General features: G+C 45.1%; 23 protein-coding genes. 22 read left to right on the top strand and 1 reads right to left on the bottom strand.

Features of this window, described 5'->3' with window-relative positions:
• Nucleotides 1-18 precede the first annotated feature (18 nt).
• Together C3B52_RS36995 and C3B52_RS36990 are read left to right on the top strand one after the other, a co-directional pair.
• The gene (locus tag C3B52_RS36995; protein WP_164685035.1) at nt 19-171 is read left to right on the top strand and encodes a hypothetical protein; all 153 of its coding nucleotides are present in this window, start codon (nt 19-21) and stop codon (nt 169-171) included.
• A gap of 157 nt (nt 172-328) precedes the next feature.
• A complete protein-coding gene (locus C3B52_RS36990; protein WP_164685034.1) occupies nt 329-469 on the top strand; it encodes a hypothetical protein in 141 nt (46 codons plus the stop codon).
• Nucleotides 470-502: 33 nt separating this feature from the next.
• Here the strand turns inward: C3B52_RS36990 and C3B52_RS33115 are convergent, their stop codons facing one another.
• Complete coding sequence (locus C3B52_RS33115) at nt 503-826, bottom strand: helix-turn-helix domain-containing protein (protein WP_103110593.1); 324 nt, start codon at nt 824-826, stop codon at nt 503-505.
• 185 nt (nt 827-1,011) lie between these two features.
• On the opposite strand from C3B52_RS33115, the gene C3B52_RS33110 reads away from it, so the two are divergent.
• The 20 genes from C3B52_RS33110 (at nt 1,012) to C3B52_RS38320 (ending at nt 11,586) form a co-directional block, all read left to right on the top strand.
• Entirely contained in the window at nt 1,012-1,206 is a 195-nt protein-coding gene (locus C3B52_RS33110) for a helix-turn-helix transcriptional regulator (RefSeq protein WP_235615939.1), read from the top strand.
• A gap of 66 nt (nt 1,207-1,272) precedes the next feature.
• A complete protein-coding gene (locus C3B52_RS33105) occupies nt 1,273-2,076 on the top strand; it encodes a Rha family transcriptional regulator (RefSeq protein ID WP_103110591.1) in 804 nt (267 codons plus the stop codon).
• A 123-nt stretch (nt 2,077-2,199) separates the two neighbouring features.
• Nucleotides 2,200-2,718 (top strand): spore protease YyaC, encoded by a 519-nt coding sequence (yyaC, locus tag C3B52_RS33100; protein ID WP_103110590.1) that lies wholly within the window; start codon nt 2,200-2,202, stop codon nt 2,716-2,718.
• A 2-nt stretch (nt 2,719-2,720) separates the two neighbouring features.
• Nucleotides 2,721-2,903 (top strand): hypothetical protein, encoded by a 183-nt coding sequence (locus C3B52_RS33095; RefSeq protein WP_103110589.1) that lies wholly within the window; start codon nt 2,721-2,723, stop codon nt 2,901-2,903.
• 189 nt (nt 2,904-3,092) lie between these two features.
• A complete protein-coding gene (locus C3B52_RS33090; RefSeq protein WP_164685033.1) occupies nt 3,093-3,995 on the top strand; it encodes a YqaJ viral recombinase family nuclease in 903 nt (300 codons plus the stop codon).
• 12 nt (nt 3,996-4,007) lie between these two features.
• A complete protein-coding gene (locus C3B52_RS33085) occupies nt 4,008-4,829 on the top strand; it encodes a recombinase RecT (protein WP_235615934.1) in 822 nt (273 codons plus the stop codon).
• On the top strand, nt 4,822-5,250 hold the full coding sequence (locus C3B52_RS33080; protein WP_103110587.1) for a single-stranded DNA-binding protein: 429 nt from the start codon (nt 4,822-4,824) through the stop codon (nt 5,248-5,250). The genes C3B52_RS33085 and C3B52_RS33080 overlap by 8 nt, the downstream gene beginning before the upstream one ends.
• A 23-nt stretch (nt 5,251-5,273) precedes the next feature.
• Nucleotides 5,274-5,519, top strand: coding sequence for a hypothetical protein (locus C3B52_RS33075; protein ID WP_103110586.1), 246 nt, complete (start codon nt 5,274-5,276; stop codon nt 5,517-5,519).
• On the top strand, nt 5,516-5,680 hold the full coding sequence (locus C3B52_RS36985) for a DUF6906 family protein (protein ID WP_164685032.1): 165 nt from the start codon (nt 5,516-5,518) through the stop codon (nt 5,678-5,680). Before C3B52_RS33075 ends, C3B52_RS36985 begins: the two co-directional genes overlap by 4 nt.
• A 34-nt stretch (nt 5,681-5,714) precedes the next feature.
• Nucleotides 5,715-6,536: a phage replisome organizer N-terminal domain-containing protein gene (locus tag C3B52_RS33070; protein ID WP_103110585.1), complete on the top strand. Its 822-nt coding sequence runs from the start codon at nt 5,715-5,717 to the stop codon at nt 6,534-6,536.
• Nucleotides 6,537-6,547: 11 nt separating this feature from the next.
• Complete coding sequence (locus C3B52_RS33065) at nt 6,548-7,942, top strand: replicative DNA helicase (protein ID WP_164685031.1); 1,395 nt, start codon at nt 6,548-6,550, stop codon at nt 7,940-7,942.
• A complete protein-coding gene (locus tag C3B52_RS33060; protein WP_103110583.1) occupies nt 7,932-8,144 on the top strand; it encodes a hypothetical protein in 213 nt (70 codons plus the stop codon). Before C3B52_RS33065 ends, C3B52_RS33060 begins: the two co-directional genes overlap by 11 nt.
• A gap of 130 nt (nt 8,145-8,274) precedes the next feature.
• Entirely contained in the window at nt 8,275-8,664 is a 390-nt protein-coding gene (locus tag C3B52_RS33055) for a hypothetical protein (protein WP_103110582.1), read from the top strand.
• Complete coding sequence (locus C3B52_RS36980; protein ID WP_164685030.1) at nt 8,661-8,921, top strand: hypothetical protein; 261 nt, start codon at nt 8,661-8,663, stop codon at nt 8,919-8,921. The genes C3B52_RS33055 and C3B52_RS36980 overlap by 4 nt, the downstream gene beginning before the upstream one ends.
• Complete coding sequence (locus C3B52_RS33050) at nt 8,863-9,381, top strand: crossover junction endodeoxyribonuclease RuvC (RefSeq protein WP_103110581.1); 519 nt, start codon at nt 8,863-8,865, stop codon at nt 9,379-9,381. The genes C3B52_RS36980 and C3B52_RS33050 overlap by 59 nt, the downstream gene beginning before the upstream one ends.
• 13 nt (nt 9,382-9,394) lie before the next feature.
• Nucleotides 9,395-9,895, top strand: a complete 501-nt coding sequence (locus C3B52_RS33045; RefSeq protein WP_103110580.1) for a hypothetical protein — start codon at nt 9,395-9,397, stop codon at nt 9,893-9,895.
• A gap of 33 nt (nt 9,896-9,928) precedes the next feature.
• Nucleotides 9,929-10,228 carry a hypothetical protein gene (locus C3B52_RS33040; protein ID WP_103110579.1) on the top strand — a complete coding sequence of 100 codons (300 nt, stop codon included), beginning with the start codon at nt 9,929-9,931 and terminating at the stop codon, nt 10,226-10,228.
• Entirely contained in the window at nt 10,215-11,147 is a 933-nt protein-coding gene (locus C3B52_RS33035; RefSeq protein WP_103110578.1) for a hypothetical protein, read from the top strand. Before C3B52_RS33040 ends, C3B52_RS33035 begins: the two co-directional genes overlap by 14 nt.
• The gene (locus C3B52_RS33030) at nt 11,144-11,398 is read left to right on the top strand and encodes a hypothetical protein (RefSeq protein WP_103110577.1); all 255 of its coding nucleotides are present in this window, start codon (nt 11,144-11,146) and stop codon (nt 11,396-11,398) included. The genes C3B52_RS33035 and C3B52_RS33030 overlap by 4 nt, the downstream gene beginning before the upstream one ends.
• A complete protein-coding gene (locus C3B52_RS38320; RefSeq protein ID WP_373419755.1) occupies nt 11,395-11,586 on the top strand; it encodes an NrdR family transcriptional regulator in 192 nt (63 codons plus the stop codon). Before C3B52_RS33030 ends, C3B52_RS38320 begins: the two co-directional genes overlap by 4 nt.
• Nucleotides 11,587-11,719 lie beyond the last annotated feature (133 nt).

Below are 11,719 nucleotides of genomic sequence, written 5' to 3'. Positions count from 1 at the left end.
TCCAAGGGGTGTTCAAGTATGAAAAAAGCTCTAGCTTCTGTCTTTGCTGTTGCTCTTCTTTTAACTGGTGCAGTCTCAGCATCTGCTGATATTGGTGAGCGTGGAAAAGTCGCTCCACCACCTCCAGAAAAACCACCTATCGTTACCTATGACATCGGGGAACGAGGATAATAAAAGTTTATAAAATTAACCATTTATGGCAAACCCCGTAAGTGGTTAATTTTCTTTATACTAGAGTTAGAATAGAATATCTTGTACAAATTCGATTCGTATGAGATACTTGTACCACAGCAGTAGAGAACGGATGTTCTTATCGGAGGGTGCGATCATGGAGAAAAGCATGGTGGAAACAGAGCAGGTCTTGTCAAAAGAAACCATGGAATTGTTGCAAGCTTATGCATCAGTTCATACTATGGAACAAGCTCAAGAATTGATGGAATCATTCAAGCGTGACTTTGGCGCAGTATAGAGAAACACCCTACCAATTTTCGGTAGGGTGTTCTTAGTTTTGGAAGCCCTTCATGGCAATCCTGACATATTGTTCAAACTCTTTCCGTTTATCAGGCGACAATCCTTTCATGAATGTGGCCATATCATCAACAATAGCTTGAGTATCTTCATCGGTCTTGCCGAGAAGGTAGTCGATACTAACCCCAAACTTCTCCGCAATCTTAACGAGCATTTCCTCTCTAGGAACCCTGTATTTAGAAGGAGACTCATATCCTCCAATGGTGGATCTCGATACGCCTAATTCCCTAGCAGCATCATCTTGAGTCCAATCCTTTGCTTCCCTTAGCTCTTTGAACCTTACAGCGAAAGTAGCCATTCAATCAGCACCTCATGCTTTGTCTATTGTCTTCATCCATTAAAACATTGCTTATAGTCATTTTATCCTATTGATCTTACATTATCACTTTTGCGTTCTATTGGGAACATTTTTTTGTTCTACAATTATTGACTTTGCTTCCTAAAAGGAACTATGATGTCTATAGAGGTCGAAACAACGAGGTGATGGATATGCTTTATGCCTTGATCTCGCGTAGGAAAGAAAAGAAGTGGACACAGGCGAAACTGGCAAAAAAGGCCAATATCTCTCGTGCTTACTACGCGAACATTGAAGTGGGGCGCAAGGTTCCTTCTTTGGCAATCGCCAAGAAGATAGCAGATGTTCTTGATACAAGTGTTGACGATATTTTTTTTACTTAGCATGTTCCGTTTAGGAAGCAAGTTGGAACAAAAATTGTCGCAAATCGGAACTAAGGAGGAAGCAGAATGAAAGACTTGGTTTTTATCGAAAACGGGAGAGCAATTACGGACAGCCTTACAGTGGCAGAAGTGTTTGGTAAAGAACATTTCAACGTAATCAACGACATCAAGAACCAGATTGAAAAATTAAATGCAGCAGGCGAACAAGAATGGGGTGCCTTGAACTTTCAAGAGACCCAGTACCAGCATCAACAAAACAAGCAATGGTACACAAAGTTCAACATGACTGAGGATGCTTTCGCTCTGGTGGCCATGTCCTATGTAACACCAGAAGCAATGAAAATGAAGATCAGGTTTCTGGATGAGTTCAAACGATTGAGGGAGCAACTCCAACATAGACCGCCTCAAATGTCCCAACTTGAAATGGTGGCTTATCTAGCGCAGCAAGCAGTTATTCGAGAAAAAGAAGACGCAAGGCGTGACCAAGATATCCAGTCATTAAAAAGTGGCATGAATACCCTGACAGACAATCTAACAGCGATCCCTGATGCAGCGAAGGTAGTTGACCTGGTGAACGAATACGCACGTTGGACCCGAATCGGTCATAACGAAATTTACAACAGAGTTTACGACATCATGAAGGATCAACACGGCATTGATGTTCCGCAGAAAGTTAAAAACGAACGTGAAAAATTGAATCAAGCGCAGATTGCAGCAAAAGGAAAGCCATACGCAGAATCGACACTAAAAAGCAAAGTGAATGGCATTGACGTTATGGTTCGCAATGGGTGGTTAGAGAAATTCAGCGTGATATTGAGTGGTCTTCTGGCAAAGGAAAAAACAAACGCACTACCAGTATTCGAGGGTTAATGACCCCGACCTTCTATAAACGATTTACAGCCTTTCAAAACAAGCTTGAGGTAGTTTGTACCAGTCAAACACCAATCCAAGCCATATCACGCTAATAGACGGCGAGAGGGGGATACAAAAGCGATGGAATTAGCGGCAGAGATTAAAAAAAGGATTCCGAAAGGTAAGAAGGTTTTGTTTGTAGGTGTCGGAACTGACCGATCTACCGGAGATTCTCTCGGGCCATTGGTAGGGACCGAACTTAAAAAACGTGGATTCGATGTTTTAGGGACGATTGATGATCCTGTTCATGCAATGAATCTCAACGAAACACTTGATCAAATCCACCATGAGTACCCAGAACACTTTGTCTTGGCGATCGATGCTTGTTTAGGATCATCCTCCAGAATTGGTGTGGTTGAGGTTGCATGCGGCGCATTAAGACCAGGCGCCGGCGTACAGAAAGACCTCCCAAGAATCGGAGATGCACATGTTAAAGGAATCGTGAACGTTGGTGGTTTCATGGAGTATTTCGTTCTTCAAAACACAAGGCTTTCGACTGTAATGAAGATGGCGACAGAGATCGCAGATGCATGCACGGAAGCAATTAGAGGTAAAAAACGTGGTCGGAAACCAGGCAAGAAGCTTGAGAAGGGAGCCTGATTATGGATCGATTCTCGGAAGGGCTACCCGATCTTCAAGAAGCCAAGGTTGTAGACCACTGCGAAGAGTGCGGCGGCGAGATTTATGACAAGCAGCTGGTTTGGAGAGTAGGCGAAGACTTATTTTGCTGCAGTGGCTGCATGCTGACAAACCTGGGTGCTGTGACAATTACTGCTGGTGAATAGATTAACGCAGGCTTCGGCCTCGCGTGGAGGCATCGAGAAAGAACCCGCACAGTTCTTCCATATAGCTCGATGCTTCCGCAAGTGGTTGAAACCACATGATTGAGGTACAGCAGGCGTGTTCAACGGAGACACATGGTTCCCGCAGAGGTAGGGGCGGGGACACCTCGGTCTAGAGAGGAGGCATTCAAAATGGGCGCAGCCCTCAAATTAATCTCCACAGAAAACATGCCACATCAGGAATGGCTGCAATGGCGCAGGAAGGGCCTTGGTGGTTCTGACGCGGGAGCTGTGGCTGGGTTTAGTAAATATCGATCTCCAGTAGTGGTTTGGCTTGAGAAGACGGGCAAGCTTGAACCTTCGCAAGAAGAGTCGCAGGCAGCAAGATTCGGTAGAAAGTTGGAGCCAGTTGTTGCTGACGAATTTGCAGAACGAACTGGACTAAAGATCGAACCGGTTCACGAAATGCTACAACATCCGGAGCATCCGTTCATGCTGGCAAACCTTGACAGACTGATTCATATGGACGGAGAACAAGGTGTCCTGGAGTGCAAGACAGCGGATAAATACCTTGCAGCTGAGTGGGAAGACGAAAAGATCCCAGACCACTATTACTTGCAGGTACAGCATTACCTAGCAGTAACTGGCCTACATTTTGCCTACATCGCTGTACTGATTGGCGGTAATGACTTCCGTTACAAACGGATTGATCGAAACGAAGAAGTCATAGGATACCTGATCAATATTGAACAAGACTTCTGGAAAATGGTCACAGATGACACTCCACCTGCAGTAGACGGATCGGAGGCAACAACACAGCTGCTCAAAGAAATGTATCCAGAATCTAACGGACAAGAAATCTTTCTTCCGGACGAAGCTGCGGAATGGGTAAAGCAGTATCACGAAGCTACAGCACAAATCAAAGCATTCGAATTAATCAAAGCAGAGGCACAAAACAAGATTCTTAACGCGATGCAGGATTACGCCATCGGATGGATCGGCGAAAAGAAGGTCACACGGTCAGTCATTGCCGAGAAGCCAATGAGCTTTGTGAAAAAGGCACATACCCGGCTTTATCTACCAAAAACTATATAGGGGGTCATTACATTGGGTAATCCACAAGACATGTCAAACAAGCTGGCACAACGAGCTGGTCAACAAACACAGCCAGTTAAGCCAGATCAACAGATATCGGCACTACTCAAAAGAATGGAGCCTGAGATCGCGCGGGCTTTACCTAAACACCTCACATCCGACCGGTTAGCTCGTATCGCTATGACGTCCATTCGCCAAAATCCAAAGCTACTGGCATGTGATCAAATGAGCTTGTTGGCTGGCGTCATGCAATCCGCACAGCTGGGGTTAGAACCAAATACTCCACTTGGTGAAGCTTATCTGATTCCGTACGGCAAAGAAGCTCAATTTCAGGTTGGCTACAAGGGAATCATTTCCCTGGCACATCGCACTGGGGAATATCAAGCGATTTATGCACACGAAGTATTCAAAAACGATGAATTTAGTTACTCGTATGGACTAGACAAGACCTTAAATCACAAGCCTGCAGATGAACCTGAAGGTGATCCAATTTACTTCTACGCAGTGTATAGATTGAAAAATGGCGGATTTGACTTTGTGGTCTGGTCAACGAAGAAAATCGACGCACATGCAAAGAAATACTCTCAGGCATATCAAAAGGGCTGGACAACCCCATGGAAAACAGACTTCGTTGCAATGGCAAAGAAAACGGTTCTTAAAGAGGTACTGAAGTATGCCCCAAAATCAGCAGAAATGGCAAAAGCCCTGGTCATGGACGAAACAGTGAAGAACGAAATCTCAGAAGACATGAGCGAAGTGCCTGGCATGGTCATTGATATTGAAGCAGATGCTGCGAATGTTGAGGAAACTGCTGGAGGTGGAGCAAGTGAATAAGTCGATTCTCATTGGCAATCTCACGAAAGACCCTGAGCTTCGGTACACAGAGAGTGGCGTGGCAGTTTGCTCCTTCACAATAGCGATCAACCGACCGCGGAGAAGCGAAAAGCAAGAAACAGACTTTATCAACATTGTTGCTTGGCAAAAGCTCGCTGAGTTGGCAGCTGAGTACCTCCGAAAAGGTCGCCAGTGTGCGATTGATGGACGAATACAGACCCGCAGTTATGACAACAAGGAAGGAAAAAAAGTGTACGTCACGGAGGTTGTAGCTGAGAACCTCAAGTTCCTTGGTGGTCGCAGCGGTGAGCAAAGTGGTCAACGTGAGGATAAACCAGAAAAGACATCTGACCCTTTCGATGATCCATTCGCTAGTGCAGGCAAGCCAATTCACATCTCAGACGATGATATGCCTTTCTAAAACTGGCTGGAGAGTGAATGACAATGCTACCACACCAGATTGCATACCTTGAGGCCCAACGTCTCGCTACAAGGCTAGGGATTGATTATGGGAGAGTCTATGAGGATGGCTCTCCACAATTCCAACCAGACATTTCAATCCGTTGCAAAACACTCCGATTTTACGCAAAAAAGAACCACTACTTCATGGCACCAGACATCTATGTTGAAGCCAAAACAGCTACACAGGCAATCAATGAAGTAGCGAAGCGAATGGGGGAAGCTTTATGAAGAACGGCAAACGGTTGACGGTCAACGAAATCAAGCAGGTTCAGAAAGCAATGCCTAATTTGAGCGTTGCTGACTATCTCCGGGTTAAACGAAATGGCAATGTCCTAACGCTGGTGCATAGAGATACCAACAAAACGCTGGAGGTTCCAGTGGCGCGATGACTGGTCGCACAGTATCACAAGGAGTTGAGAAGGCATGAGCATCAAGTGGATCAAGATTACAACAACCATGTTTGATGACGAAAAGATCAAACTCATTCGCCAACTTCCTGAGTCAGATAGCATCCTGTTGACCTGGATTCAGTTGCTAGTTCAAGCAGGAAAAGCGAACGCAAGCGGCAGCATCATTCTTAACGAGCGAATCCCTTACTCAGAAGAAATGCTGGCCACGATCTTTGACAGACCGATCAACATCATCAGATTGGCTCTAAACACATTCGAACAATTTGGAATGATCAACATCGAGAATGGGGTCATCACCATATCCAACTGGGAGAAGCATCAGAACATTGATGGTCTTGAGCGAATCAAAGAACAAGAACGGCTCAGGAAACAGCGCCAAAGAGATCGACAAAAGCTACTCGCTGAAATACCAGATGATTGTCCCGTGACTGTCCCGGGACATGTCACGCAATGTCACGCAACAGATATAGATAAAGAATTAGATATAGATAAAGACATAAATAAAAAGAATGTCTCTGGATATTCGCCAGAGTTTGAGAGATTTTGGTCAATCTATCCCAGAAAGATTGGCAAGAAAGAAGCATTCAAGAACTGGAAAACGCGTTTAAAAGAAAAGGTTGATCCAGATACCCTGATCCAAGCGGCAACAAGCTACGCAGCTTCATGCAAACAGCGCGGAACATCACCAGAATACATCATGCATGCATCTACATTCCTTGGTCCAAACGAGAAATATGCGGATTACATCCAATCGGAACCAGATCCAGCAGCGAATGTTGCAAAGGAACCGGTTGTTGAAGAACCACCACCAACGAATTACGAACCCCTTTTCTAGGAGGGATAGTGTTGAGCATAGAGCTACCACATTGTACCGAAACAGAATTTGAAGTCCTGGCCATTGTCTTGCATAACAAAGCATCCTTTTTTGACATCACAACAGCGATTAAACCAGAGCATTTTTATCACAAGGAAATTGGCCAAGCTTTGGAGTTTCTGATCAAGCTTGATGAGCAAGGGAAGCCAACTGATCCCATATCTGCTGTCAGAGAAAGTACCAATCAAGATGTAACAGACGTGATTCTAAAAGCAATGAACCAATTTATCTCAGCAGAGCGTGTGAACTACTTGATAGACCGATTCCAGGACTTACACATGCGGCGTACATACTACAAGATCGGTCACAAGCTACAAAGCATGGCGTTTGATACGTCTATCCCCCCCTCAAAGTTGGTTGATGAGGTAGAGACGGAGATCATGGGGATTCACTCCGGGGATGACAAGAAAGACATCATTGAACCAAGGCAAGCGGCTATCAAAGCCATGGAAGTGTTCTACGAAAGGCAAGGCAATCAATCACCTATCGGAATATCCTTTTCGACAAAGACAGCTGACGGATTAGTACATGGTTTTCCAGGGGTGGATGAGGCACTTTCTGGTGGAGCACAACCAGGTGATGCAATCCTGATTGCAGCTGAGACTGGCGATGGTAAAACGGCTCTCGCGGTCAATCTTGCGACATACGCATCGGTCTTCCAAGCAAAGAAAACATACTACCAAAACACGGAAATGAAAGAAGAAGAACTGGTTTTCCGGGTCGTGTCCAACCTTTCAGGAATACCTTTCACAGAAGTTTTTACTGGGAAGCTTACAGGGGAACCGAGAGAGATATTGGACAAGCAAGCGCGTCTTGAAAAGGCTTTTAACCTTTACTCTCAGTCAAACATCTATCTTTCTGATCTCCCAGAATTGACAGCTGGGCAATCAAAAGGGCTTGCTCGAAAGTTTAAACACCGGTACGGACAGCTGGATGTTCTTGTGATCGACTACATAGGTCGACTTGAAACGGACGGAGATATGAAAAAGGGTCTCCAAGAGCACCAGGTACTGGCGCGGATCGCAAAAGAATCCAAGAAACTAGCAAAAATGCTCAATTGCGTTGTCATCATTCTTGCCCAACTCACCGAGGATCGAAAGCTCGAAGGTGCGCGGCGGATACTGAATGACATGGATCTGGCATTGTTCGTAGAGGTCTTAGACAACAAAGACAAAGCTGAGTATCCAGTTGCAACTCACTGGTTGCGGAAGCGAAAAACGCGCAGGAGTGGCAAGGGTAGCCGCGATATCCTGATCAAGTTCGATAAACCCATCCAACGCATCTCTGAGGTTTATACACAGAGAAAAGGCAATTCAAAAACAAAGGACGAGCTGAACATCCAGGTTCAGGAAAGCCATGGCTTCTAAAAAATCGAATCAAAGACGATTAATCAGCAATGTGCCAACGAGGATACCCATTCCAGAACGGCTGCTGCAGATAACAGACCCGAAACAAAAACGTGACGAACTTGAAGCACACTGGCTCAAATATGGTTACAGCGATCGCTTCTATGTCGAGCGGATTGAGAATGGACATTTCGTGATGGTTAGGAAGCAGCCAGTTGATTGAGTGCCAAACATAGTGATTTGGGCGTTTTAAACCATGAAATCACACTGTTACTGGACAAGCTGGTGCAATCACCTACAAAAGATTCAAACGAGCTAAAATCATGGAAAAAATCGGTCGGGGAGGGATCGTAATGAACAAACAGCTAAGCACCCTAACGCCTGAAATTTATTTGGACCTGAAAGACAAGAATTTAAACGACGTACAGATTGCCAAGCAGTATGGCATGAGAACACTAACCGAATGGAAGAAGCAGCACAACCTGAAGGGAATCAAGCGCCCGATTAACTCTAGTGATTACATCTCAATAGCACCACGAGATCCTTGGACGAATGGAGCTGAGAAAGCCCCAGAAGACTCGCCAGCCATATCAGTTTTGAGAAAAGCACTTCAAGATAAATACAAAGAGATTCAAAGTCTTCAAAACCATTTAAACCGCGCAAATAGTGCACTTAGAGCAGCTGAAGCAAGAGAAGAACACTACCTTGAATTGCTTAAATTGAACAGCATTGAAGTGACATGAGAAAACGCCACTGCCCACTGTTGAGACGGATCGAGGAGCGCGGGGAAATTTTCTTCGGAGACCTGATCAAAGGAGTGTACTTCTCCGATGACGAGCAGGTTCAGGCCAGGCTGGAAGACTACCGGGAACGCGGAATGATCGAGTGCAAGGGCAAGCGGCTTACAGAGATTACGGTCATCAAGGTGAGGAGGAAAAAACGTGGAAAGATACGTGGGAATAGACCCATCAACAAAAACGGGGTTAGTAATTTTGGATGAAGATGGGGCAGTGATTGAGTCTGAAGAAGTAACCAAAGAAGGTACAGATCCACAGCGTATGTCGTCGCTTATTGATTACATCGTATCTAAGATACAACCTGGCGATCGAGTGGGGATAGAGGGATTCTCTTTTGGCTCTAAAGGTCAAGGTGTTGACTTTCAATATGGACTTGGTTGGGCCCTTCGAATCGCCTTATTCAAAAAAGGCATTCATTACATTGAACCAGCACCAACTCAAGTAAAGAAATTCGCCACCGGTAAAGGCACAGCAGATAAAACCGAAGTTGCTCTGGGGCTGTTCAAGCGATATGGATACGAAAACAAATCGGACAACGTTCGTGATGCATTCACCGTTGCTCAAATAGTCAGAGGATATTTCAACCAAGAGAAACTTGTATCACATCAGCGAGAAGTGATTGGCGCAATGAAAAATCCAGTTACGAAAAAATCAAAGAAATAGGAGTGTGTGACTGATGCAAACAACCGTACTAGCAAAAATGGTGAAGGCTGAAAATCAGCTGAAAAAACGTGTCCTGACAATTCATCTGGACTTAGATACTGAAGATGAGCAATTGAACATTCTGGCCGAGCTGAAAAAGAACAGCATTGCTCTTCTAACATTCGGTGAACAGGCTAAGCCGAATACCAAAGTGGAGCAAAAGGCTGCTATCCGGACGATCAACAACCAGCAAAAGAAGATCGTTGTGACAATCGACATTGAAAAGGACATCAAAGAAGAGAAATGGATACAAATCCAGCGCTTAGTTGGATTAGAAGTTATCGAGTTGAATGCAGAATACTGTGAACCAGACGAGGAAGGGGTAGAGGATGGTCAGATGAACATCGACGAGGTTCGTGAAGGCATTCCATACCAGACTGGATCAGATGGGATCGTGGAATTGACTGGCGCGGATCGCACAGCTGAAGAGTTTGAAGCAGCCAAGCAAGCAGCTGAAGAAAAGGAGCCCTTCTAATCGGGGCTCCACTCTCGGAAAGGGTGACAGCAGATGGAGATTTACATCAACGAAGACTTCCGCCTAACCAATGATGGCAGCCACAACATCATCATAGAGGAACGAAAGCTGATCAAGTCTACCAAAGAGGGTGTGGCGGATCGGTATGAGTGGAAGGATGTCGGCTATTACGGAAGAGTAGAACATGCTTGTAGCAAGCTAATAGACATTGTGGAAGTGCGTGCTGATGTAATAGGAGCTCTTGATGCACTCGTTAAGATGCGTCAGCAGTTGGTAGATAACATCAGCGACATTGTTCGGAAAATGGAGGAGAGCGTGAATGTTCCAGGTTGACAGGAATGATTTGACTAAGACAGGTCGGGTGTATTTTGGGGAGTGGGCCTCACTCCTTCTAGACAGACTGGAAGCGTCATTGATACATCTTTATTCCGAGAGATTTATAAATCCAGTTCAACATGGAAGAGTGATCGCAATCAGATCAACCGATACAGACAGAGTATTTTCGGCATTCAAAGCTGCGCTCTATTTGAGTAAATACGATGACATGGACAATAGAGGCCGTTTCCTCAACAACATGGTGAAGGCTGGACATTCATACGAACCAATTCGTGGCGAAAGTATCATGTTTCTATTCATTGGAGTTGGGAAACCCGTATACGACCACCTAATCACATACAGCGTAGGTCGAACAGGACGAATCGCAGGCGGTCAGAGGGCAAATCTCCCGTGGGGATATGAAGTTCCTGTTGAAGCAAAGCAACGAGATATCTATGTTCAGGCAGCTATGCCATTAATTCGAAAGGCCGCTGAACTTACGAGTCGTGATGGAGATACTCCTTCAGAACAACTACAAGCAGCGCGTTCACTTCTGCCCGTTGGTTACATCATGCCGCCATTCCTTCTTGAGTTCAGTGAGGAAGCTCTGGCAAAGCACATCTTTCCGCAGCGACTCTGGCAGGCAGGAGCCCAAGGTGCCACAGTCGATGTCGTAAATGATATGTGGCAGTGCTGCCTAGAAATCGATCGTGTGAAATGGGAGACCTTGTACGACTATCACGGACCACATATACAAGCTTGGGAAAAGGCTATGCGGACGTTGAGAGATAAGAATTTAAGTTTGTGGCAAATCCTTGAATGGAACGGCGTCGAGGATAAATTGAATGCTAACATTTTAGACCTCCCACTTTATGAAATGATAATGGCCACCGCAGGAAAGTTGCCGCCGACCATGTGGGAGAGGTTGAACAAATGAGTCTTGAGAAAAAGCTCAGAAAAAAGGAAGAAGAGGGCATTTTAATCGGCTATCAAGATACATGGAGCTTTTTTGAGGAAGCGATGAAAGAAGTCAACGGCATTGGACCCAAGAGGAGTCAGGCAGTATTGGACAAGGTGATGGAAAAAGCTCGAGATCGGTACAAGAAAGAAATGAGGCGACCTGATTCAATCATGGTAGTTCAAACACGAGGATTGGAGAGACGTCGAAAAGGAAGTGTCCACAGATGATTTGTCCAAACTGCGAGAGCAGAAGCAGCACCGTTAAAGATAAGCGGCTCGTAAGTCCTCAAAAAGTGGTTACCAGAAGACGAAGAGAGTGCAATGAATGCAAAACACGTTGGACTACACATGAGGTGTTGGCAGGAAACATCGACATCCCGGAGCAGTCAAGACGTTCGGGTGAAAAAGAGACTTAACACAATCTCAATTAAGTTAAATTTGGAGGTTAAAAATCATGAATGAAGTCAAACGGATGTACCTGAAAGGGTTAATTTCAGCAGCGTATCGGATGGCTAGTAACCTTCTTAATAAAGAGGAAGATGAACTGAC

This window comes from Brevibacillus reuszeri, assembly GCF_002897295.1.
Taxonomy (GTDB): domain Bacteria; phylum Bacillota; class Bacilli; order Brevibacillales; family Brevibacillaceae; genus Brevibacillus; species Brevibacillus reuszeri_A.
The sequence above is the reverse complement of the archived record's forward strand: the minus strand, read 5'-3'. Positions and strand labels throughout refer to the sequence as shown.

Bases quoted from the DNA above. Each gene is read 5' to 3' on its own strand.
- C3B52_RS36995 (WP_164685035.1), top strand. From the start codon at position 19: ATGAAAAAAGCTCTAGCTTCTGTCTTTGCTGTTGCTCTTCTTTTAACT.
- C3B52_RS36990 (WP_164685034.1), top strand. From the start codon at position 329: ATGGAGAAAAGCATGGTGGAAACAGAGCAGGTCTTGTCAAAAGAAACC.
- C3B52_RS33115 (WP_103110593.1), bottom strand. From the start codon at position 826: ATGGCTACTTTCGCTGTAAGGTTCAAAGAGCTAAGGGAAGCAAAGGAT.
- C3B52_RS33110 (WP_235615939.1), top strand. From the start codon at position 1,012: ATGGATATGCTTTATGCCTTGATCTCGCGTAGGAAAGAAAAGAAGTGG.
- C3B52_RS33105 (WP_103110591.1), top strand. From the start codon at position 1,273: ATGAAAGACTTGGTTTTTATCGAAAACGGGAGAGCAATTACGGACAGC.
- yyaC (WP_103110590.1), top strand. From the start codon at position 2,200: ATGGAATTAGCGGCAGAGATTAAAAAAAGGATTCCGAAAGGTAAGAAG.
- C3B52_RS33095 (WP_103110589.1), top strand. From the start codon at position 2,721: ATGGATCGATTCTCGGAAGGGCTACCCGATCTTCAAGAAGCCAAGGTT.
- C3B52_RS33090 (WP_164685033.1), top strand. From the start codon at position 3,093: ATGGGCGCAGCCCTCAAATTAATCTCCACAGAAAACATGCCACATCAG.
- C3B52_RS33075 (WP_103110586.1), top strand. From the start codon at position 5,274: ATGCTACCACACCAGATTGCATACCTTGAGGCCCAACGTCTCGCTACA.
- C3B52_RS36985 (WP_164685032.1), top strand. From the start codon at position 5,516: ATGAAGAACGGCAAACGGTTGACGGTCAACGAAATCAAGCAGGTTCAG.
- C3B52_RS33070 (WP_103110585.1), top strand. From the start codon at position 5,715: ATGAGCATCAAGTGGATCAAGATTACAACAACCATGTTTGATGACGAA.
- C3B52_RS33060 (WP_103110583.1), top strand. From the start codon at position 7,932: ATGGCTTCTAAAAAATCGAATCAAAGACGATTAATCAGCAATGTGCCA.
- C3B52_RS33055 (WP_103110582.1), top strand. From the start codon at position 8,275: ATGAACAAACAGCTAAGCACCCTAACGCCTGAAATTTATTTGGACCTG.
- C3B52_RS36980 (WP_164685030.1), top strand. From the start codon at position 8,661: ATGAGAAAACGCCACTGCCCACTGTTGAGACGGATCGAGGAGCGCGGG.
- C3B52_RS33045 (WP_103110580.1), top strand. From the start codon at position 9,395: ATGCAAACAACCGTACTAGCAAAAATGGTGAAGGCTGAAAATCAGCTG.
- C3B52_RS33040 (WP_103110579.1), top strand. From the start codon at position 9,929: ATGGAGATTTACATCAACGAAGACTTCCGCCTAACCAATGATGGCAGC.
- C3B52_RS33035 (WP_103110578.1), top strand. From the start codon at position 10,215: ATGTTCCAGGTTGACAGGAATGATTTGACTAAGACAGGTCGGGTGTAT.
- C3B52_RS33030 (WP_103110577.1), top strand. From the start codon at position 11,144: ATGAGTCTTGAGAAAAAGCTCAGAAAAAAGGAAGAAGAGGGCATTTTA.
- C3B52_RS38320 (WP_373419755.1), top strand. From the start codon at position 11,395: ATGATTTGTCCAAACTGCGAGAGCAGAAGCAGCACCGTTAAAGATAAG.